This is a genomic window from Iocasia fonsfrigidae (genome assembly GCF_017751145.1).
Classification (GTDB): domain Bacteria; phylum Bacillota; class Halanaerobiia; order Halanaerobiales; family DTU029; genus Iocasia; species Iocasia fonsfrigidae.
This window is the reverse complement of record NZ_CP046640.1, coordinates 662,951-684,670: the sequence shown is the minus strand read 5'-3', so window position 1 is coordinate 684,670 and position 21,720 is coordinate 662,951. Positions and strand designations below refer to the sequence as shown.

Genomic DNA, 21,720 nt, shown 5'->3' with positions numbered 1-21,720 from the left:
TTTGATCTTACTGCCTAATATTAATATATATTTTACTAATTAAAATAATTACTCTCCTGGGTATATTTCAGGTAAACAAATAAATTATAACCCAAATAATTAATATAGAGAACCAGCTATAAAATACCGGTCCTCTATATCTCTGGTATTATAATATTTTTTCCAAAAAAGCCTCAATCCGTTCATGTTCAGGTAGATTAAATATCTTATCAGGAGCAGCATCAGCAATTATCTTCCCTTCATCCATAAAAATAACCCTATCTGAAACACTCCTGGCAAAACCCATCTCATGAGTAACTACCAGCATTGTTATTTTATCACTTGCCAGCTCTTTAATGACAGCCAGAACCTCACCGACCAGTTCCGGATCCAGAGAGGATGTCGGCTCATCAAATAACATTATATCCGGTTGCATAGCAAGGGCCCTGGCAATGGCCACTCTTTGTTGTTGGCCACCTGATAACATAGCTGGATAAACATCCCGCTTATCAAGCAGTCCAACCCTATCCAGCATTTGTTCACCCAGGTCAATCGCTTTGCTTTTTTCCAATTTATTAACTACCAGTGGGGCCTCTATTACATTACCAAGTGCTGTCTTATGGGGAAAGAGATTAAAACCCTGAAAAACCATCCCCATTTTTTGCGGTCCATCCTGAAAGGTGTTAACCCTATTACCCTCAACAAAAATTTCGCCAGCCTCCAGTTTTTCCAGTCCTATTAAACAACGCAGCAAGGTGCTTTTTCCTGAACCAGAAGGACCAATAATAGAAACCACTTCACCTTGATGAACAGTTAGGTCTACTCCCTTTAAGACCCTTAACTCCCCAAAATTCTTTTTTATATTATTAAGCTCTATCATCTTCATGATCTATCACTACTCATATCTGGAATATTTTTTTTCAAGTCTAGTAAACACATTAACAACACCAGAACTAAAAATTAAATACAAAATAGCTGCAATAACAAAAGGTGAAATAGTAAAATCCCTGGTTACAATCTGTTTAGCAGAGCGCAGAGTATCACCCAATCCAATAGCAGCAACAAGGGCACTATCTTTTATTAAATTAATAGCTTCATTACTAGTTGGAGGCAGTATCCTCTTAATAGTCTGTGGTATTATTATACGAAACATAGTCTGATAATACTTTAAACCTAAGACCCTGGCAGCCTCATACTGTCCCTTACCAATAGATTCAATACCAGCCCTGAAAATTTCGGTCAAGTAAGCACCATAATTCAAAATAAATGTAAGAGCCGCAGCAGTAAATGGCTGTAAGGATATCCCCAGGGCTGGTAGTCCATAATATGCAAAAAACAATTGTAATAACAAAGGCGTACCCCGAAAAACCCAGGTATATAAAGCAAGTACTTTTTTAATATATTTATATTCACTTATCTTTCCCATGGCGGCTAGAATACCGACTATTGGAGAAAAAATAGCTGTAATTATATAGAGCTTTAGTGTTACAATACTGCCTTTAAGTATAAATTCTAATACATTTAAATAATAATCCACCTGGAATTAATCCCCCTATTTCTTCAAGATATCTTCCCCAAACCATTTATTAGAAATCTCTGCTGCAGTACCATCTTCTTTCATTTCATCCAGAATAACATCAATTTCCTCTTTAAACTTGATATCTTCCTGTCTAATACCTACTCCATATAATTCATGACCAAAATCGTCTTCTAAAACCCTGTAAACATCAGGTTTTTTACTAATATAATACCTGCCGAGTATTTCATCAACAACTACAGCATCTATCCTTCCGGTTTGAAGATCCATTAAAGCCTCAGTATTATTTGAAAACCTCCTAATTTCCTCAAGTTTATTTACTACCTCCTGTTCATTATTAAGGGCATTTTCACTACTACTTCCCAGCTGGATACCTATGATTTTACCTACCAGGTCATCCTTATTATTAATAGTCGAATCCTCCTGTACTACAATTATCTGTCTATTATCTAGATATGGTTTGGAGAATGCAATCTGCTCAGCCCTCTCTTCAGTGATAGTTAAGGCATTCCAGATTACATCTATTGTACCATTTTTTAAACTAAATAATACACCATCCCATTCAACCGGTTTGAACTCAACCTGAACCCCCATTCTTTCAGCAAGCTCTTTGGCCAGGTCAATATCAAAACCGACAATATTACCCCCTTCGTCACGAAAGCCCATTGGTGGAAAGTTGTCATCCAGACCAACAACAAATTTACCCTTTTCCTTAATAGTAGCTAATGATTTATCACCTTTATTCTGTACAATAAAAAAACCAGCCACTATAATTACCAGAACAACAAGAATAGCAATTACCTTTTTATTCAATAAAATCCCCTCCTAATAACTTATATTAGTATTATACTTTATTACTTTACCATTGTAAAGCCTGTTAATAAAGAGGATTTATTTACTAGTAATCAATCTAATAGGTATTCAGACTTAATCAACATCATTAATAATCTCTTTACTTTTTAAAAATCAAAACAAACTGAATAGTAATTTTCACACAAAAATTAGCAATTAATATACTATAGTAATAAGCTGTAAAGGAGGAATTATCATGGATGCTGACAAACAATATATCCCAGGTCTTGATATGAGAAGAATGAGGCTTGCCCATGCCTATGTCCCTTTCCAACATTATTCTGAACACTACCGTCCTGAACAAGCCTTAATGAGAGGGACATTATTCCCCGAATTATGGATGCCTTATAGACCAGGTTATAGAGGATACTATTAATATAAATGGAGGTGAAAAAATGGATAGACAACAGCGTAATATTAACCTTGATTTTCTACGGGAAATACAGGAACTTAATTTTGCTATCATAGAAACCGTTCTATATCTTAATACCCATCCAGAAGATAGAAAAGTATTACAACTGCATAACGAATTTGCACGCAAATACAAAGACCTTGTGGAGGAATACCAGGAAAATTACAGACAACTTTACGCTTTTTATCCGACAGATTATCCATGGCAGTGGATTGATGAACCATGGCCCTGGCAAATAGAATATTAATAACCCAGAAAGGAGGAATTTGATTATGTGGGAATACAAGAAATTTTTGCAATACCCCACTAATGTAAGGAGAAAAGACCCAGATCTAGCCAGCCTGATAGTAACTCAATTTGGCGGACCTGATGGTGAATTAGCAGCTTCACTAAGATATTTATCACAGATGTATACCATGCCTATTCCGGAAGGAAAGGCAACCCTGAATAGTATCGGTACTGAAGAATTAGCTCATTTTGAAATTGTAGGAACTATTGTCTATAAACTGGTTGAAGGGGTTCCAGCTGATGTCTTGGAAGAAACCAGATTTGCACCCCATTATGCCCAATGGGGCAGAGCAAACTTCCCAGCAGATGCCTTTGGTAATCCCTTTACAGCAGCATATTTCGCTTCCCATGAAGACCCTATTGCATCAATTACAGAAGACCTGGCTGCTGAACAAAAGGCACGGGCAGTCTATGAATATCTCCTTGATTTAACAGATGATCCAGCAATAATTGATACTTTATCATTCTTACGACAAAGAGAGGTTGTACATTTCCAACGCTTTGGGGAAGTACTTGACCTGCTCTATGATTATGAAGATAATGAGGGTAATTGTTAATAAACTATAAACAGGGTCATAAATGATCCTGTTTATAGTATTTTTAAGCCAATTCTATTTTCACAAATAAGGACTGTTCGACATATAGTATATAAATCCTACTTAAAGGAGGGGAAATAAACTTATGGGTGACTATGCTAACGTATGTGGTGATAATTGTGCATTTATTGTCTTTTTAATTCTTATCCTATTGCTACTTGGAGGAACCAGCAGCTGTAATGTATAATAGAGGTTAAATCTCCAGCAAAAAACTGGTCAAAAAATACATCTTAGCTATTAGGGCTATAAAGCCGCAGTCAGAGCTGCGGTTTTTTCTATTATAAATGTAACCACAGCTGTCTAGCTGTGGTTACTTATATATTATTATCTTAATTAAATTGTTGGGAAGCTGTGAAAGCACCCTTTAAACCATTGGCTGTTGATGAAAAAAGGTTTAAAATATTATTTACTTCTTTAACATGGCCGTCTAAAACCTCAAAATAGCTGTTAAATGTATTCGAATTTCCCATGATCAGTAAAATCAGAACTAAAAACAAGAGAAACTCGAAACTACCTCCCTCTATTCCTGCTAAATTATCTAAACCTCCACCTTCTCTACTAATATCCTGTGCATTATCCTCTGTCAAAAAATACACCCCCTTATAATAACCTTTTTTAATATAGTACGTAATATTAGTTAGTTTGTTACAATAATTCACACTTTTTCTTGCTATACATATACTGTATTAAATCAAAAAAAAGGGGGGAAATAGATGGGTAACTACGGTGATCTCTGTGATAATAACTGTGCATTTATTATCTTTTTAATCTTAATTTTACTGTTATTAGGTGGCAATTTCTAAACATAACTAGTATAGTAAGAGGCTCAAAGACCGCAGTAACTGCGGTCTTTTGAATCTGTAAAATAAATTTAATTATTTAACTTTTTGGATAGTTTTTTATCTGAGGCCTTAATAATATCCTTTAAGTTTCCCTTACCAGTAGTGCCTGCTTCAGCTGCGGGAGAATCCATTAAAACCTGATCACTAAAACGTCCTGCCTGCTGAGCTAAATCAGCTTTAAAATTAGTGGTAGTATATTCATCCTCTACAGAAGGAAAATCTACTCGACCTGATCTAAGATTTCGCTCTTTCCTGACATCAATTGTATGTCCGCTTTCCTCTTCTAATTCATCATCACCAGGTATATAGCTATTATCGTTTTTAAAAAACATAGGTTCCCCCTTTGTTATATTCAATTAATTTAAAAGCCGGGGAAATCCCCGGCTTTTAGAATATATGACATTATAGATATAATTGCTATTTAAACAAATAAGTGATTATTGACCTGCCAGACTATTTTCATAGGCTTCAATCATTTTTCTAACCATATGACCACCAAGAGCACCAGTATCACGGGTTGTCATTTCACCATAGTACCCACTCTGAGGTATCTGAATACCAAGCTCATTTGCTACCTCATACTTGAATTTTTCCATTGCCTGTGAAGCCAATGGATTTACCAGAGTATTATTTTTTTGTCCTACACCTGCCACAATCTCACCCCCTTTTTCTTATTGTACTACTAGTATTTGGTTCCTCAGATTTTAATATGCTAGCATATAATGGATTTCCCTCCAGTGCTTTTTGCACTCTGGATACACAATGGTCACAGCTCATACCTTCAATATGAATAATTTTTTCTGCCATGATAAGCCACCTATTTATTTTGATACGTTTATTTTAACCATAAAATAAATCTCTATTAGTAATATTAATCATCAATTTATACTATCAAGATAATTTATAAATTGCTGTGCTGTCCTACCAGAAAAACCGTTATATCTCTTTTCCCACTGTAAAGCCTTTTCCTTCATCTCATCATCTTCCATAGAAATATTTTGTTTGACAGCCAGGTTCTTAACTATATCCAGGAATTGTTTTTTATCTGGTGCTTGATAGCTTATAGTCATCCCAAAGCGTTCGGCCAGTGAAAGTTTTTCCTGTACAGCATCTGAAATATGTATTTCACCGTCCTCCTGCCTGTCAGCCCATTTCTCCTTGACAATATGCCTCCTGTTTGATGTGGCATAGAAAAGCACATTAGCTGGTTTTACTTCAATCCCACCTTCCATTACCGCCTTTAAGTATTTATAGTCTGTTTCAAAATCTTCAAAAGATAAATCGTCCATAAAAATAATAAAATATAATCCCCGATTTTTTAATAACTCCAGTATCTGGGGGAGATATTTCCCCTGTTCCCGGGTAATTTCTATTAGACGCAGTCCACGATAGGCATACTCGTTCAGCAGGGCTTTAATTGAAGATGATTTTCCTGTACCACTATCGCCAAATAATAGTACATTATTAGCCTTCCTACCGTTCAAAAAAGCCTCAGTATTTTTTATCAATCTCTTCTTTTGTCTTTCATAACCTACAAGCTCATCAAATTTAATGGAATCAGGTGTCAATATACCAGCAAGGGTCTCTCTACTTTCATCCCAGCGAAAGGCCTTATAAAAACCTAGCTCACCTGTGCCAGTAGAAAAGTAATAATCAATTAATCTTACAATAATTTGCTGTGAACTTTCTTTGATAAAAATATCTCTTAATTTCTCAACCTTAGTCAGATCTATAACTGCTTTGTTTTCTATTGTAGAAGATAAATAATTATTCATAAAATCAGTTTCACCGATACCAGATACTGCCCCGATATCAAAAATAGTGTATCGATATAATCCCTTAATTAGTTCAATATCATGCTGGACAGCCTTATAAAGGCTATTACCCACCTGGCCAGCTAATTCAGCCTGTAAACTAAAGGGATTCTTGTCCAGAACTATTAATTTACTAAGATAGTTCTGCCATAAGTCACCATTATATCCCTCTTCTTCTGCCAGTTTTATAAATCTATGACATATTTGATAATAAACTCGTTCTGATTCACTATTATTATACTGCTTGATTATTAAGTCCCTCAACTCTTCAAAAAGACTATCCTGTAATATTCCACGATAGACCAGTAATTTTTCCAGATTAAGAAAATCCTCTTTAATAAACTCTGCCATATACTCATCTCCAGGTTATATTATTTTCTAATTAAATTCTACCACAGAGTTTACCAGTATTTCAATAACACATACCAAATCAAACAACTCTCAATTTATTTAATTGTATATTTTCCCATTTTACGGAAACAATATGAATATATCAAAAGAAGGTGATTAACAGTGAGAATTCCAGAACATATAGGCATCATCCCTGATGGTAACAGACGCTGGGCTCAAAAAAAGGGCCTGTCTAAAGAAAAAGGCTATAATCAGGGGCTTAATCCAGGCCTTGAACTATTTCATCTATGCAAAAAAATAGGTATCAAAGAATTAAGCTATTATGGATTTACTATGGATAATACAAAACGTCCTAGAAAACAAACTGAGGCCTTTAGTAATGCATGTGTTAAAGCAGTTCAACTGTTGGCTAAAGAAGATGCCTTATTAAGAGTTATTGGTAATACCTCATCAGCAAAATTTCCCCAGGAACTATTAAAATATACCAAAAGACAGCAGTTCGGTCAGGGTGGTATAAAACTTAATTTCCTGGTTAATTACGGCTGGCAGTGGGATTTAGTTAACCTTTATAAGCGCAAAAAAATTAGCCAAAAAAATATAAATAATTATTTAAAATCAAATGATGTTTCAAAGGTAGACCTGATAATCCGCTGGGGTGGAAGAAGGAGGTTAAGCGGTTTCCTTCCTGTTCAATCTGTTTATGCTGATTTTTACGTAATAGATGACTACTGGCCAGACTTCAAACCAGAACATCTTTATCAGGCACTTGCCTGGTACGACTGTCAGGATATTACATTAGGCGGTTAAATCATTATTATAGAAAACCCCCATTTTTTAACATGGGGGATATAGTTTTTAATTTTTTAGCTATTAACCATCATCACCTATTGCAGAAACCGGACAGGAGCTAAGCGCATCATCACAGGCACTCTCCTCTTCTTCATTTTCCGGCTGCTTATAGACATAGGCATGTGATTCATCATCAGACATTTTAAAATGATCTGGAGCCTCAGTTGGACAAATTCCACAGGCAATACACTGTTCATCAACATAATATGGTCCCTCAATATTTTCTGGAAATGCATCATGAATATCTGCCATAAAAATCCCCCTTTTTTAAATTATTAGCTAATCAATAGTCTTACACTTATCTAGATAATTATACAAGCCTATTATTTACTATTAATACCAAGGATGATTAGAACATTAATATCTGCTATACCATCCACTTTAAATCCATACTGAGTCTCCAGTTCTTTTACTGCCAATTCTGTTAAACTACCGTAAACACCATCAAGATAGTTATTGTAAAATCCCTTCTGCCTTAATTTTTCCTGTAATAAAACTATTTCCTCTCCCATTTCCCCTACTTTTAATAAATTCTTTAAAATTTTTGGCGGTTTACGGCCAATTATTTCAACCTTTGTTCCCACTCTTACCCATTGAAAAAGCTCCTCTATATGTCGATTATGTAATCTAATACACCCCTTACTGGCAGCAGTCCCTATCTGCCAAGGTTTATTTGTGCCATGAATTCCATAAACACCCCAGGATACACTAAGTCCCATCCATCTTGTGCCAAGTACTCCACCAGTACCAGCTCTTTCATATTTGTTCTTAATAAACCATTCCCCTACTGGTGATTTTTCGGCTGCCTTCCCCACAGTAACAGGATACACTTTATAAACCTCACCATCTTCATATAGGATCAGTTGTCTTTTGTTTAAATAAACCCTGATAAACAACTCTCCATCAGGTTTATCCTTTTTATAAGTCGTTTTAATTGAATCATCATAATACCCTAACAGATCCCATGTCTCACGACCAACAACACCATTAACTTTTAAGTCACCCTTGCTTTGTAACTTTATTACAGCCAGATAGCTTGCTAAATCATATCTACCATTTATAATACCATCATAAAAACCTATTATTTTTAGTCTTTCCTGTAAAACTTCGATATCATGACCCGTAAGATATGGATAAGTTAAGTATATTGTCCTGTCATCTGTACAATTACAAAATGATTTCGCTATACAAAGATCAAAGAAAAAAACTAGCAGTAATAAAAAAATAAACAGTGTCATTATAATTAATTTGCTAGACATTTAACAATTCCTTCCAATACCCTATTTAAGAGGCTGCCAGAAAGTATTAGTATATATCCCTTCACTCAACGGTAATACTTTAACTTCGTTCAAGGATATATACTCCCCTATATACACTTAAATATAAATTATTTAACTATATTATACCCTCTTTAGCTAATACTATTTATTCAAATTAAATTTATTCTATCTTTAAAAATGGAATGTATATTTTTATAAAAAAGTAGATAAAATAAGTTCAAAACATAAATGGAGGTGTCTTATTATGAGGGGATTATCAGATGGTGAGGTACTAACCCTGGCTAATCTATTAAAAATGGAAAAAGACGGGCTGACTGTAGCCAGGACTACACAGACCCTGATTACAGATAATAATTTAAAAAAACAGGCAGAATCAGCTGTTATGGCTGCTGAAGGCAGGATTAAGGGAATTCAACAATTTATTAACGAAAACAATATTACTAATACAAAGGGAGCTGAATAAAAATGTCCATTTTAGGAAATCAGGTAAAAGAAAGAACAGACCTTTCAGATGAGGTAATTGCCAGTAACATGCTTGCTGCTGCCACTGCCAGTGCCAATGCTTATCTTAATGCAACTCTTACTGCCCCTACACCTGAGTTCAGGACAATGTGTGAAGATAGTTTAGAACAAATACTTATCGGTCATGCTAGTTAGCTAAACTAATTGCAGATCAAGGTTGGGAAGACCCCTATAATATGCCAGAACAACAACTCCTGGATGCACTGGATAAATCAAAATTAGTTGTCAGCAAATAACATTGAAAATATATCTATAACAGTAAAAGGCCCTCTCTAGGGCCTTTTTATACTTAAATTTCAATTGTGGATTTGATGGTGGAGGTGGTGGGATTCGAACCCACGTACTGTATGGCTCACACACCAGCTTCTACGGGTGTAGTCTGTTCTTTTTTTAACAGTATAATCCCCAACAGACAGGGTCTTATACTGCTGGCCTGTTAATTTCCCTGATCATCGTACAGGCTTAAGATGAAAGGTAGTCTGTTGATTATGACACTTAAACAACTTCACAGACAAAAGCTGATTAAGCGTTAGCACTGCTTACGCAGCTGCTAAAGCGTAATTATTATCGTTTGCAGATAAATTTAAATTACCAGTATTTTACGAGTGAAAGGAGTCCTCGACCCGCTTCTGGAGCATTCCCCATACAGGCGAAACCGGAACACCCCCATGTTAAAAGCAGAGAATAACTAAAATCAAGTGTAGATATATTATAACGCAGATAAACAGACATGTCAAACAGTAGTAAAGTAGCGTCGCCATCCAGACTTAATTAACAATTATTAATTTTACTATAGGTTACACAAAATTAATTAGATCATAAACCAGACAAATATCTTTGTTGGACGACTCTAGAAATTGTCTGGAGGTAGGACACCGGAAGACAATTTCTCGACAGTAAGCAGAGGCAGGACGCCAGAGCTTGCGACAAGGTAAACAAATATATTTGTCGGTCTCCAAATTTATCTATAATTTTAAAAACATATAATTTCCTGAGCAAAACTAGTTACCAGTCACGCTGACGTTCTTTGAAAGCCTTTTCCATCTCCCGCTCGGCAGTCTTTTTAGCAATATCACGCCTTTTATCACGGACATTTTTACCCTTGGCCAGGGCTAACTCAATTTTAGCCAGATTATTCTTCAGGTAGATACTTAAAGGAACAAGGGTATAACCCTTCTGGGTAGTCATTCCTATTAGTTTCCTAATTTCATTTTTCCTTAATAGTAGTTTCCTGATTCTTTCCGGTTCGTGATTCTGCCTATTACCATGTGAATAAGGACTAATATGGACATTATGGAGGAAAACCTCCCCCTCCTGAACCAGGGCAAAACTATCTTTCAGGTTTATTTTTCCCTCCCGAATTGACTTTATCTCTGTCCCTTTTAATATGATACCAGCTTCATATGTCTCTTCAATAAAAAAATCATGCCTGGCCTTCCTATTTCTGGCTACAACCTTCATCTCATCTTTATGCATTTATATCCCCCCCCCCTTTTAGACGAAATTATTTTAGTCTTCAGCCAAGACAAAATCCAGTTCCCTTTCATCAGGGTTAACCTTGTCGACCTTGACAGTTACCCTATCACCAAAACGATACACCTTTCGTGTTGACTCACCAATCAAACAGTGCTGTTTATCATTATAATGGTAATAATCATCTTTCAGGTTCTCTACATGTACCAGCCCCTCAACAGTATTATCCAGTTCAACAAAAAGCCCAAAATTAGTAACCCCATTAATAATACCCTCATATTCCCGGCCTATTTTATCTTTCATAAACTCTATCTTTTTCAGTTCCACAGAATCCCTCTCAGCCTCCATAGCCCTTCTCTCCTGTAGTGAGCTGTGCTCAGCTACAGTATTTAATCTCTCTTCCAGGGATTTAATCCTCTTTTTAGATAACTGCCCCTTAGAAATAACCTCTTTAATAATACGATGTATCATTAGATCAGGGTAACGCCTGATAGGTGATGTAAAATGGGAATAATACTCTATTGACAGTCCAAAATGACCAATATTATACGGACTATAAACAGCCTGTTTCATGGAGCGCAGCAACATAGTATTTATTACCCTCTCCTCAGGCTTATCCCTCACACTTTCCAGAAGGTCCTGTAATGCCCGGGGGTGTATCTCATTATCGACCCCCTTAAGGTGATATCCAAAGTTATGGATAAATTCATTAAATTCAAGTAGGCGGTCATTATCCGGCCTATCATGTACCCGGTAAATAAAAGGAATCTCCCTCCAGGACATTTCTTCAGCTACAACCCTGTTAGCCGCTATCATAAATTCCTCAATTAACTGTTCCGCAGTCCCATGACTCCTTTTTTCAATGGCAGTAGGTTTTCCCTGTTCATCAAGAATCACTCTGGCCTCAGGGAAATCAAAATTAACACTTCCACTGCTAAAACGTTCCCTTTTTATTTTACTGCGTAATTCATTCATCATCCTTAATTGTCCGATAATATTATCATATTTAGCTATTAATTCTTGATCATCATTTAAAAGTATATCGTTAACCTCTCTGTAGGTCAACCTATAATTAGTCCTGATAATAGAGGGTAAAATCTCTGAATTTATTATCTTAAGGGGTTCTAATTGATAGGTAATAAAAACAGACATAGTCAATCTATCTTCCCCTGGATTTAAACTACAGATACCATTAGAGAGTTTTGGTGGCAGCATGGGGATAACCCTGTCTACCAAATAGATACTGGTACCGCGATTTAAGGCTTCTTTATCAAGGTCACTACCCTCTCTGACATAGTGTGATACATCGGCAATATGAACCCCTAGACGAAACCTACCTCTACCTAAATCCTCCAGTGAAACAGCATCATCAAGGTCTTTAGCATCTGCGCCATCAATAGTAAACATCGACAGACCCCTTAAATCATGTCTGTTTTCTAGCTCTGCTGTATCTATCACTTCAGAAATATCAGCCAACTCCTGAATGACTCCTTCAGGAAATCCCTGTGGCAGGTCTAATTGACGGATTATTGCCTCAATATCAACCCCAGCTTCTTCTTTAAAACCAAGAATTTCAACTATTTTACCCTCAGGGTTCCTTTTTTTATCAGGCCATCTTGTTACTTCAGCAACAACTTTTTGTGCCTGTTTTGCTCCATTTATCTCTTCTCTGGGAATAAAAAGATCATAAAATATCCTTTTATTATCAGGTACCACAAAACCAAAGTATTTACTGCGCTCAAAATTACCTACAATTCTAGTATTGGCGTGTTCAATAATATGAACAACTTCACCCTCCTGTCTTTTACCCTTCACATGAGGCAGGACCCGGACAAATACTTTATCATTATGCATGGCCCCATTCATATTAGAACTGCCAATAAATACATCTTCTTTAGCCGGATCATCAGGAATTAAAAAAGCAAAACCCTTCTGATTACCCTGCAAACGCCCTGCAATAAGGTCCATCTTCTCAGGTAAACCAAAGCACCCTTTATTATTCTGATAAATTAAGCCCTCTTTCTCCAGACTCCTGAGAACCCTTTTCATAACCCTCTGTTCATCTTTAGAAATATTAAAATGTGAAAACAACTCAGCTCTAGTCATCGGCCTATAGGCCTTATTTTTCATAAAATCTAGCAGTCTTTCTCTAGCACTCATAAAAATTAATCTCCAATCTTTTTCTTTTTACAATATTATATCCATTTTTAAATTAGCTATCCATCTATAGCCCTAACTCCCCAGAAATCCCCTGCATTGCCTTAAGAGCCAGACTAATAAATTCAGCTAAGTCCAGTCCCATTTCAGAACAAGAAGCTATTACCTCTCTATCTGCACCCCGGGCAAATGATCTCTCTCCATAACGCTTAACAACAAAATCAGTATCAATAGCTGCCAGTTTTTTATCAGGGTGTATTAAAGCACTAGCAACTATCAAACCTGTTAAGGGATCACTGGCATAAAGGGTCTTATCCATCATACTCTTCCTAGCTAGACCATGTACCCCATTATGTACCTTGACAGCATATACTATATCCTCGGGCACTCCCATATCCTTTAAGAACTCAGCACCTATTAGACTATGTTTTTCCGGGTCATCAGCAGTCTCTTCATAATCAATATCATGTAATAAACCAGCCAGCCCCCATTTTTCTTTATCTTCTCCAAAATATTCTGCCAGTGTCTCCATCACTGCTTCCACAGCCAGACAATGTTTAATCAAATTCCTTTGTTTAATATTCTCGTTAAGTAGTTTATAGCCCTCTTCCCGTTTCATCTACTCTCTACCCCCTTAATTATTTCAAGCGTCTTACTCAACAAGCATAAACTTGGCCTCTGCCAGGGCTACCATCTGACCACTCTTATCTTTTATTTCACCTTCAGTTAAAACTAATTTAGACCGTCTTTTTTTAACAGCTCCAGTTATATGTACCTCTTTACCTACCTTCATAGCCTGTCTAAATCTAACCCTTAGTTCACCAGTAACTGCTTCTACACCCAGGCTATTGACAGCAGTAACCATAGCCTCATCAAGGAGGGTTGATACAATACCACCATGGATAATCCCCTCATATCCCTGATGTTCAGGTAATGGTATAAAATCGGCTTCTACTTTATTCTGGTCAGTTTTACTAAATTCTAGTCCCAGTGAAATAGGATTCTCCTTTCCACAGGCAAAACACATATTATACATCTCTTTCTCTCCTTTAACCCATAATATTTGAGCTTAACCCAGGTAACAAATAACCCCCTAAGCAGAGACTTAGAGGGTTTAGCTTACCTAAACAATATACAATAGTAGAGCACTATATGATAGCCAGGGCTAATGATGTTATCATAAAAATAATAGCTGCAACTGTAGTAAATAAACTCAACTTTTCATCTAAACCCTTTTTCTTACCAAAGATAGTAGTTGCTCCACCATCAATTACACCAGATAATCCAGCACTCTTACCAGACTGCAGTAATATACCTGCAATAACCCCCAGGGCTACAATTAAATGTATTACCTTAAGTACTAACACTACTGCTTCACCTCCACTATTGATCTAATACCTGTTCTTATTTATTTTAACACAATCAATTTAAAAAGACAATCTTATCTGGCAGATAATTTATGAAATACAGGCCAATGCATCATAATCTTCTAACCAGTATGCCTCTGAATTGCGTTTGCAGGAAAAAAATCTACTACTATTCTTATTCTTGAAAGCCCGGTGATATTTAAAAAATATCTTCTTACTATTCATCCCCACGACCTCTATCTTTCCACTGGCATGGGAAAGGACAAAATGAGAGCTCTTAGCCAGACCTGAGACCCTAGATTTGGCCTCTTCATATATCTTATAGCCCTTTTCTATAGGTACTGCATACTCCTTATTGCCTACTGACGGCCTACACTGAAAAACATAATAGGGGGGTACCCCAATAAATGACAATCTCCTGAACAACTCAGCCATTACTTCAGGGTCATCATTTAAGTTCCTGATTAATGGTGTCTGATTAGTAAGAATAGCACCAGCCTTAAACAGCATTTTCAAGCCCTTTATAGCCTTTTTGCTTAATTCTTTGGGATGATTTATATCTGTTATAATATAGATACGCTTCTGGGGTGTACTATAGTTTTTAATTAGCTCTATTAATGAACTATCCTCCAGAATCCTGTAAGGATTAAAGACAGGCATTTTAGTCCCAAAACGAATAATCTTAACATGTCCAATTTCCCTTAATTTTCCGACAATTAGCTTCAGTCTTTTAGTAGGCAACATAAACGAATCCCCACCTGTTAAGAGGACATTGGTAACCTCCTTATGGCCGCGGATATAATCTACAGCAGCCTCAATATCCCTTAAGTATTCCTGGTTTGGCTGTTTAAATATCCGCTTTCTAAAACAATAACGGCAGATACCTCCACAGACATTACTGATTAAAAGCAGAACAGTTGAATCATATTTGTGTTCCAGACCGGGCATTACTGTATATTTGCTCTCCTCAGAGGGATCAAGTTCACCCCAGGCATTCAATTCTCCAATACTGGGAATAATAATTCTTTTGATCGGGTCTAAAGGGTCATTCCAATCTATTAATGACAGATAATAATCATTAGCTCTAAAAGGGTATCTCTGACTTACCTTCTTGAGTTTCTCCTTCTCTTTAGCAGAAATATCTTCTAGCTGATCAAGATTAGTAAAATACTTAACTTGCATATCTCCATCTCCCTTTAATAATTATACAGATAAAAAAAGATATGTAAAAACACATCCTTTCCGATTAATGTATTTAATTTCCATTATTTAATTATATCACAGTTTGTACTAGTAAAGCAAATTCCCAATAGGAAATGGAGTTTATAAGTTCATATAGTATGAATATATTAAGCTTATTTATATAAACAAATGTATTCTCACTATCTAAATATATACTTTTGTTAATCCTCTCTAATTTTATCGTCAAACTTGTAACCAACTCCCCAGACTGTTTTCAGATAAGCAGCAAGCTCTTTCCCTAATTTATTTCTTAAAGATTTTATGTGGGTATCAACAGTTCGTATATCCCCAAAATAATCATAACCCCAAACCATTTTTAATAATTTTTCTCTACTAAAAACTGTTTTAGGTGAAGAAACCATTGTCCATAATAAATCAAATTCTTTGGGAGTCAATGATATTTCTTTATCAGCAACCTCCACTAACCTATAGTTTTTATTAATATATAAATCTGTGAAAGTTAATACATTTGCCTGTTTTTCTTTATTCCCAATCCTCCTTAAGACAGTTTTAGTTCTAACTACTATTTCTTTAGGACTAAATGGTTTAGTAACATAATCATCAGCCCCTAGTTCCAGACCAGTTATTCTATCTATATCTTTATTTTTAGCACTCAAGATAATTATAGGGACATGATTATGTGGTCTTAATCTTTTACAGATCTCCAATCCACTCAACTCCGGCAGCATTAAATCAAGTATAATTATATCTGGATCTTTAGATTTTATTTTTTGTAAGCCTTCATTACCATCATAAGCTAAGACAACTTGAAAATTTTCGAATTCAAAGTAATCTTTAAGTATCTGACATATGTGTTGATCATCATCTATTATTAAAACCTTGTTTTTTTCCATAAAACAAATCCCTCCCGTTTTTAATTTTATCAAACTTTTGTGATAAAATTTTGATAAAATATTGAAATTATAACCCTATATGTTCTTTAAACTATATTTTCATATTTTTTTCTATTTTATAGGAAGGAAAAATCCTATTGTTGAACCCCTCTTTAATTCACTCTGCACAAATACCCGCCCCTGATGTTCTTCAATAATCTGTTTAACGATTGCTAATCCTAAACCACTACTATTAGTACCCGGGGTTCTGGCCTTATCTATTTTATAAAATCTTTCCCAAATATTATTTAATTCTGAATCTGGAATACCAATCCCCTGGTCTTTGACCCATATTTTTATTTTATCATCACACAATTTTGTTCCCAGTTCAATCATTCCATTCCCTGGTGAAAATTTAACACTATTGCTAATTAAATTAATTAATACCTGTTTAATTTTTTCCTGGTTAGCATAGATTCCTATCTTTTCATCAGGTATTATTAATTTCATTTCCTGTCCCTCTTTTTTAATATTATTAAAAAACATTCGCATATTTTCAAAGAGGTTTTTAACATTTATTATTTCTTTATGTAATTTCAAACCACCAGCATCTATTTCAGCCAGTATAAGTGTTTCATTAATTAAATCTGTCAGTCGATTACTTTCAAGCAAAATCATTTTTAAATAGTTATTCTGCTTTATCTTATTATTAGCAACCCCATCTAATAATAACTCAACCGCACCTTGAATTGAAGTAAGGGGAGCCTTTAGTTCATGTGATATATTCGCTACAAACTCCCTTTGTAATTTCTCAAAACGATAACGTTCACTAATATCCTGAAATAGAGCTACACCACCCCAAAATTCTTTGTTATCAGTATAGATTGGAGTACAATGAATAAGTATACACTGTTTACTATTACCCCTTTTTATTAATACCTCCTGCCAATTCTCTTCAAATTTTTTTAAAGCAGTTTCAAAAACAGTAAGTACTTTTTTATTCCTAATGACCTTAGCAAACTCTTTTCCCATCAAATTTCTATTTAAGTCTAACAATTTACAAGCAGATTCATTAATTAAGATTATTTCACCAAATTTATTAACTGCAATTATACCCTCTTCCATGCCAGTTAAAACATGTTTCAATTTATTTCTTTCTTCAATTAAATTATCAATAGTTCTCTTTAATTTAGTAGACATACTATTAATACTATCAAGTAGAGTATCGATTTCACTACTAACCCCCTCTTTAGCCAGAGTCATAGTCTTGCCAAATTCACCTTTACTTATCTCAAAGGCTATATTACCAATATTTTGTAAGGGGGTAGCTAGGGATTTAGACCAAACATAGGAAATAATTAATATTAAAAATATGGATAAAATAGATATTAAGACCATTAATTTTTCAACCTGATATATTGTAGAATTAATCGCTTTAATTGGTGTGAAAATCAATAAAGCTGCTTCAACCTCTTCATTATAATTTACTGGGAGACCAACTAATAACATCGGGTCTTCAAAATCTGAAGCATCAACCAGACGGGATATTATTTTACCAGTAAAAATCGTCTCATACCTGGAAAATCTTTTTTCTTCAGAAAATAAATAGGGATAGCTAAAGATTAAATATCCCTGATTATTAATTAACCATACCTGACCAGAATTTAATTTAGCAAGAATATTAAGCCAGTTAACAATCTCCTGTCTATCATTTTTAACAAAAGATTGGGCTAAATACTCCATAACAGCAGAACTATTTTTTATTATTTCATCTTCCTTTTGAGAAAAATAAAAGCCCTTAAAATAATAAATAACTGAAAAACCGAAAATAAGGATAACTATCATTGTAATAGTAAAAAACCTAATTAAAAGCTTAACAAAAAAAGTGTCTTTCCTTTGCAATAAGTCCACCTGCATCCACCTCTTAGAACTGACAGCTGCCCCTCTATTAATTATTAGGGATTAATAAGTTCTGCCCACTGTAAATTAATCTTTTGTTTTTTATACTATTTACTTCAGCTATTTCATCAATACTAACCTTAAACTTGCTAGCAATCTTCCATAAAGAATCTCCTTTTTTAACTTCATAAACAAAATAATTCTTATATGTACTGACCGGAATAATTCGTCCAGTTACCTTACTTTTGATAATCTCTTTTTCTCTAATATATTTAATAAAAATCTGATCCAGCCTCTCTCCTTCTTGAATAGTCTTAGCCTTTTTAAATGTTTCAAAACCATCACCACCAGCTGCCAGGAAATCATTGGTAGCAACTAAATAATACTTTTCTTCTTCTAGTAGCAAGTCATTTATCCAAACCTTTAAAACCCTATTTTGACTAGTATTATCTTGAGTGAAAATTATCTTTATCCCACTTACCTGGGGAAAAACACCTTCAGCATCTGGATATTTTGATAAACTATATTCAATTATTTTTAATAAATCAGCACCTTTTATTTTTTTTACCACAACTCTATCTTTGGAAGGCAAAACATTAAGGACATCACCTTTGGTTATTAAACCCCTATCTATTGAGGCATTAATTCCCTTGCTATTAATAAATGCTAAATCAGCCTCTATATTAGCTAGTATCGCATCAGCAATTAAGTTTCCTAAATTAGTTTCAGAGGTCCTGACATCAGTCTTTTCCCCATTCAAAAAATAAATAGTACTACTTACTACCTTAGAGTAATCTTCCTTATTCTTTTCTTCAATCTCCTTTTTTAAATTAATAATTTCCTGATCATCTTCAATGTTTATTGAATCAATATCTCCGCCGTTTTCTGAACTTTTCTCTGTTGCTAAAACAGTTAATGAAAAAAGCAAAGTAAAAAATACTACAATAACAATTGACTGTTTCAAGAACAAAACCTCCCAATATAGAAATTAATCTTAACTATTATATTATCTAATATAATTTTGAAAGTCAATTCTATTATTACAGCTAATTTTATTAATAATTTTTTCACTTCCTAATCACAATTTCATCAAAAATGGATGATATCTTAGTATATGTAAGGAGGTGAGACATTTAAAACAAGAAATAATTGAGGGCAGGTTTATGTTTTTAGTAAAATAGTTGCAAAATTAATTAAAAATTAGAAAGGATGAAAGATAATGATTAAAGGAAAAAAAATATTAATTGTTTTAATGGCACTAGTATTAATAGCGGTGGGGGCAAATTGTATTCAAGCAGCAGAGATAAATAATGAAGAAAGTACTAATTTACAAGAAAATGAATATAAAGTAGGAATGGTTACATTAGAATCAATTTTAAGCTTACACCCTGAGCTTGAGGAGCTCTACATAGATTACCAGGAAGAACTTGCAGAATTAACTGCGGAAAACGACAGTGAAATAGAAGAAGTTGAAGAATTAAAGCAAAAATATATTATTCAATTAATAGATAAAATCCAGGATGATTTAGAACAGTTTACCAGCAATCTAGGTTTAGATTCACTAGTAATAGATAATACAATTGTCAGTGGCAATCTAGATTTAAATCTAGAAGAATTACCGAATATTCAAGATGTAACCGGGTACTTAGAAGAATATTTAACAAAATCAGAATCAAATTAAAGTATTTTAACCCTTAATAAAACCTATTATATTTTATCCCCATTTACTGACTATATATCCAAGGTAGCAAAGTCATTTTCAAATTAAAAAGGAGGTAATATTTTGTTAGCAAAAAACAACAAACAAAAACTAATCTTATTTGTACTATTAATAACAACTATGATCATAGCCGGTTGTAGTGCCAATCAAACAGAGCAAATTAATGATAATTCTTCAACCTCCCTGGAAAATCAAAGTTCAGCTGAAATCTCTGAAAAAAATAACAAGTCGTCTCTCTCTATTGAAGAACAGGATATACAATCAGAACTTGAAACAAAACCCAGTATAAATAAAGAGATAGACACTCCTCAAACAATTGACAACTAAGACTTGTCTCATCAACAAGCACAAATATCCCTTAGGTGTTACTACCTACACCTAAGGGATATTACTTTCTTCATCAAATTAAATACAATGTTTTATTTCAGGTTGTAGAAAGCATCCTTACCTGCATACTGAGCGGCTTCACCAAGGGCCTCTTCAATGCGTAACAATTGATTATATTTAGCAACCCTTTCAGACCTTGCAGGGGCACCGGTCTTAATCTGTCCAGCATTCATAGCTACAACCAGGTCGGCTATAGTAACATCCTCTGTTTCACCAGAACGGTGTGAAACAACTGCTGTATAACCAGCCTGTTTGGCCATTTCAATAGCCTCTATTGTTTCAGTTAAAGAACCAATCTGATTTACTTTGATAAGGATAGAGTTAGAACTACCTTCCTCAATACCCCTGGCCAGTCTTTCAGTATTAGTTACAAAGAAATCATCACCAACCAGCTGTACCTTATCACCGAGTTTATCGGTCATTGTCTTCCAGCCGTCCCAGTCATCTTCTGCCAGACCATCTTCTATTGAAATAATTGGATATTTATCCACAATTTCTTCATAGAAATTAACCATGTCATCAGCAGTCATTTCACGGCCTTCACCCTCAAGGATATATTTGCCGTCTTTGTAAAGCTCAGTAGAAGCAACATCAAGAGCCAGCATAATATCATCACCTGGTTCATAGCCTGCCTTTTTAACTGCATCTATAATAACCTGAATTGCCTCTTCATTAGAAGCCAGGTCAGGTGCAAATCCACCTTCATCACCAACACCTGTACTTAAATCTCTCTCCTGAAGTACCTTTTTAAGATTATGATAAACCTCAGCACACATCCTCAGAGCCTCAGCAAAACTGGTAGCCCCAACAGGCATAATCATAAATTCCTGAATATCTACATTATTATCAGCATGTTCCCCACCATTTAAAATATTCATCATGGGAACTGGTAAGGTTTTGGCATTTACCCCACCCAGGTATTTAAACAGATAACTATCTAAAGCAGCGGCTGCTGCTTTAGCAACTGCCAGTGATACACCAAGTATCGCATTAGCCCCTAATTTGCCTTTGTTTTTTGTACCATCAAGCTCAATCATCATCTTATCAATAGCCACCTGGTCTGTAGCATCATAACCAATAAGTTCCTCAGCAATAACTTCATTCACATTTTCAACAGCCTGTAGGACACCCTTGCCCATATAGCGGTCTCCACCATCTCTCAGCTCTACTGCCTCATAGGCACCAGTTGAAGCTCCAGATGGAACAGCTGCTCTGCCCATAGAACCATCACCAAGAATAACTTCAACCTCTACAGTTGGGTTACCCCTTGAGTCCATTATCTCTCTTGCAAAAACATCAATAATTGTAGTATCAACCATC

The 21,720-nt window shown here is 35.0% G+C and carries 28 protein-coding genes and 1 other RNA gene; 8 read left to right on the top strand and 21 right to left on the bottom strand.

Features of this window, described 5'->3' with window-relative positions; translation table 11 throughout:
• Positions 1-148: 148 nt before the first annotated feature.
• From GM661_RS03415 to GM661_RS03405, 3 genes are read right to left on the bottom strand one after another with little or no spacing between them, the layout of a single operon-like run.
• Positions 149-859, bottom strand: coding sequence for an amino acid ABC transporter ATP-binding protein (locus tag GM661_RS03415; protein WP_230869756.1), 711 nt, complete (start codon positions 857-859; stop codon positions 149-151).
• 15 nt (positions 860-874) lie between these two features.
• Positions 875-1,516, bottom strand: a complete 642-nt coding sequence (locus tag GM661_RS03410) for an amino acid ABC transporter permease (protein ID WP_230868748.1) — start codon at positions 1,514-1,516, stop codon at positions 875-877.
• A 15-nt stretch (positions 1,517-1,531) separates the two neighbouring features.
• Positions 1,532-2,329, bottom strand: a complete 798-nt coding sequence (locus GM661_RS03405; protein ID WP_230868747.1) for an amino acid ABC transporter substrate-binding protein — start codon at positions 2,327-2,329, stop codon at positions 1,532-1,534.
• Positions 2,330-2,564: 235 nt separating this feature from the next.
• On the opposite strand from GM661_RS03405, the gene GM661_RS03400 reads away from it, so the two are divergent.
• The 3 genes from GM661_RS03400 to GM661_RS03390 are packed head-to-tail and all read left to right on the top strand — an operon-like array spanning position 2,565 to position 3,625.
• The gene (locus tag GM661_RS03400) at positions 2,565-2,744 is read left to right on the top strand and encodes a spore coat associated protein CotJA (protein WP_125988230.1); all 180 of its coding nucleotides are present in this window, start codon (positions 2,565-2,567) and stop codon (positions 2,742-2,744) included.
• A 19-nt stretch (positions 2,745-2,763) separates the two neighbouring features.
• The gene (locus GM661_RS03395) at positions 2,764-3,027 is read left to right on the top strand and encodes a spore coat protein CotJB (protein ID WP_125988228.1); all 264 of its coding nucleotides are present in this window, start codon (positions 2,764-2,766) and stop codon (positions 3,025-3,027) included.
• A 25-nt stretch (positions 3,028-3,052) separates the two neighbouring features.
• On the top strand, positions 3,053-3,625 hold the full coding sequence (locus tag GM661_RS03390; RefSeq protein WP_230868746.1) for a manganese catalase family protein: 573 nt from the start codon (positions 3,053-3,055) through the stop codon (positions 3,623-3,625).
• Between the two features lie 368 nt (positions 3,626-3,993).
• Here the strand turns inward: GM661_RS03390 and GM661_RS03385 are convergent, their stop codons facing one another.
• The 5 genes from GM661_RS03385 to GM661_RS03365 all read right to left on the bottom strand — a co-directional run bounded on the left by GM661_RS03385 (position 3,994) and on the right by GM661_RS03365 (position 6,671).
• Positions 3,994-4,251: a hypothetical protein gene (locus tag GM661_RS03385; protein WP_230868745.1), complete on the bottom strand. Its 258-nt coding sequence runs from the start codon at positions 4,249-4,251 to the stop codon at positions 3,994-3,996.
• A 284-nt stretch (positions 4,252-4,535) separates the two neighbouring features.
• Positions 4,536-4,838 carry a hypothetical protein gene (locus GM661_RS03380; RefSeq protein WP_230868744.1) on the bottom strand — a complete coding sequence of 101 codons (303 nt, stop codon included), beginning with the start codon at positions 4,836-4,838 and terminating at the stop codon, positions 4,536-4,538.
• Positions 4,839-4,943: 105 nt separating this feature from the next.
• Positions 4,944-5,162: an alpha/beta-type small acid-soluble spore protein gene (locus GM661_RS03375; RefSeq protein ID WP_125988218.1), complete on the bottom strand. Its 219-nt coding sequence runs from the start codon at positions 5,160-5,162 to the stop codon at positions 4,944-4,946.
• Position 5,163: 1 nt separating this feature from the next.
• Positions 5,164-5,313 carry a heavy-metal-associated domain-containing protein gene (locus tag GM661_RS03370; RefSeq protein WP_230868743.1) on the bottom strand — a complete coding sequence of 50 codons (150 nt, stop codon included), beginning with the start codon at positions 5,311-5,313 and terminating at the stop codon, positions 5,164-5,166.
• 71 nt (positions 5,314-5,384) lie between these two features.
• The gene (locus GM661_RS03365; protein ID WP_230868742.1) at positions 5,385-6,671 is read right to left on the bottom strand and encodes an ATP-binding protein; all 1,287 of its coding nucleotides are present in this window, start codon (positions 6,669-6,671) and stop codon (positions 5,385-5,387) included.
• A gap of 162 nt (positions 6,672-6,833) precedes the next feature.
• On the opposite strand from GM661_RS03365, the gene uppS reads away from it, so the two are divergent.
• Complete coding sequence (gene uppS, locus GM661_RS03360; protein WP_230868741.1) at positions 6,834-7,478, top strand: polyprenyl diphosphate synthase; 645 nt, start codon at positions 6,834-6,836, stop codon at positions 7,476-7,478.
• A 63-nt stretch (positions 7,479-7,541) separates the two neighbouring features.
• On the opposite strand, the gene GM661_RS03355 is transcribed toward uppS, so the two are convergent.
• The gene (locus GM661_RS03355) at positions 7,542-7,772 is read right to left on the bottom strand and encodes a ferredoxin (RefSeq protein ID WP_125988209.1); all 231 of its coding nucleotides are present in this window, start codon (positions 7,770-7,772) and stop codon (positions 7,542-7,544) included.
• Positions 7,773-7,843: 71 nt separating this feature from the next.
• Positions 7,844-8,779 carry a L,D-transpeptidase family protein gene (locus GM661_RS03350; protein WP_230868740.1) on the bottom strand — a complete coding sequence of 312 codons (936 nt, stop codon included), beginning with the start codon at positions 8,777-8,779 and terminating at the stop codon, positions 7,844-7,846.
• Between the two features lie 265 nt (positions 8,780-9,044).
• Between GM661_RS03350 and GM661_RS03345 the strand changes: the two genes are divergently transcribed.
• Positions 9,045-9,263 carry a hypothetical protein gene (locus GM661_RS03345; RefSeq protein ID WP_230868739.1) on the top strand — a complete coding sequence of 73 codons (219 nt, stop codon included), beginning with the start codon at positions 9,045-9,047 and terminating at the stop codon, positions 9,261-9,263.
• 2 nt (positions 9,264-9,265) lie between these two features.
• Complete coding sequence (locus tag GM661_RS03340) at positions 9,266-9,457, top strand: spore coat protein (protein ID WP_230868738.1); 192 nt, start codon at positions 9,266-9,268, stop codon at positions 9,455-9,457.
• Between the two features lie 177 nt (positions 9,458-9,634).
• On the opposite strand, the gene ssrA is transcribed toward GM661_RS03340, so the two are convergent.
• From ssrA to GM661_RS03290, 10 genes are all read right to left on the bottom strand, one after another.
• Positions 9,635-9,990: a transfer-messenger RNA gene (gene ssrA / locus GM661_RS03335) on the bottom strand.
• A 337-nt stretch (positions 9,991-10,327) separates the two neighbouring features.
• Entirely contained in the window at positions 10,328-10,798 is a 471-nt protein-coding gene (gene smpB, locus GM661_RS03330; protein ID WP_125988201.1) for an SsrA-binding protein SmpB, read from the bottom strand.
• 33 nt (positions 10,799-10,831) lie between these two features.
• The gene (gene rnr / locus GM661_RS03325; protein WP_230868737.1) at positions 10,832-12,955 is read right to left on the bottom strand and encodes a ribonuclease R; all 2,124 of its coding nucleotides are present in this window, start codon (positions 12,953-12,955) and stop codon (positions 10,832-10,834) included.
• Between the two features lie 64 nt (positions 12,956-13,019).
• Positions 13,020-13,571, bottom strand: a complete 552-nt coding sequence (locus GM661_RS03320) for an HDIG domain-containing metalloprotein (protein WP_230868736.1) — start codon at positions 13,569-13,571, stop codon at positions 13,020-13,022.
• Between the two features lie 33 nt (positions 13,572-13,604).
• Entirely contained in the window at positions 13,605-13,988 is a 384-nt protein-coding gene (locus tag GM661_RS03315) for a PaaI family thioesterase (protein WP_230868735.1), read from the bottom strand.
• A 112-nt stretch (positions 13,989-14,100) separates the two neighbouring features.
• Entirely contained in the window at positions 14,101-14,319 is a 219-nt protein-coding gene (gene secG, locus GM661_RS03310; protein ID WP_230868734.1) for a preprotein translocase subunit SecG, read from the bottom strand.
• Positions 14,320-14,409: 90 nt separating this feature from the next.
• The gene (locus GM661_RS03305) at positions 14,410-15,501 is read right to left on the bottom strand and encodes a KamA family radical SAM protein (protein ID WP_230868733.1); all 1,092 of its coding nucleotides are present in this window, start codon (positions 15,499-15,501) and stop codon (positions 14,410-14,412) included.
• A gap of 221 nt (positions 15,502-15,722) precedes the next feature.
• Complete coding sequence (locus GM661_RS03300) at positions 15,723-16,415, bottom strand: response regulator transcription factor (protein WP_230868732.1); 693 nt, start codon at positions 16,413-16,415, stop codon at positions 15,723-15,725.
• Positions 16,416-16,526: 111 nt separating this feature from the next.
• Entirely contained in the window at positions 16,527-18,305 is a 1,779-nt protein-coding gene (locus GM661_RS03295; protein WP_407929612.1) for an ATP-binding protein, read from the bottom strand.
• Positions 18,306-18,342: 37 nt separating this feature from the next.
• Positions 18,343-19,257 (bottom strand): 5'-nucleotidase C-terminal domain-containing protein, encoded by a 915-nt coding sequence (locus GM661_RS03290; RefSeq protein WP_230868730.1) that lies wholly within the window; start codon positions 19,255-19,257, stop codon positions 18,343-18,345.
• 255 nt (positions 19,258-19,512) lie between these two features.
• Between GM661_RS03290 and GM661_RS03285 the strand changes: the two genes are divergently transcribed.
• Positions 19,513-19,974 carry a hypothetical protein gene (locus GM661_RS03285; RefSeq protein WP_230868729.1) on the top strand — a complete coding sequence of 154 codons (462 nt, stop codon included), beginning with the start codon at positions 19,513-19,515 and terminating at the stop codon, positions 19,972-19,974.
• A 102-nt stretch (positions 19,975-20,076) separates the two neighbouring features.
• Positions 20,077-20,340, top strand: a complete 264-nt coding sequence (locus tag GM661_RS03280; protein WP_230868728.1) for a hypothetical protein — start codon at positions 20,077-20,079, stop codon at positions 20,338-20,340.
• 92 nt (positions 20,341-20,432) lie between these two features.
• Here the strand turns inward: GM661_RS03280 and eno are convergent, their stop codons facing one another.
• Positions 20,433-21,719 carry a phosphopyruvate hydratase gene (gene eno, locus GM661_RS03275; RefSeq protein ID WP_230868727.1) on the bottom strand — a complete coding sequence of 429 codons (1,287 nt, stop codon included), beginning with the start codon at positions 21,717-21,719 and terminating at the stop codon, positions 20,433-20,435.
• Position 21,720: the final 1 nt, after the last annotated feature.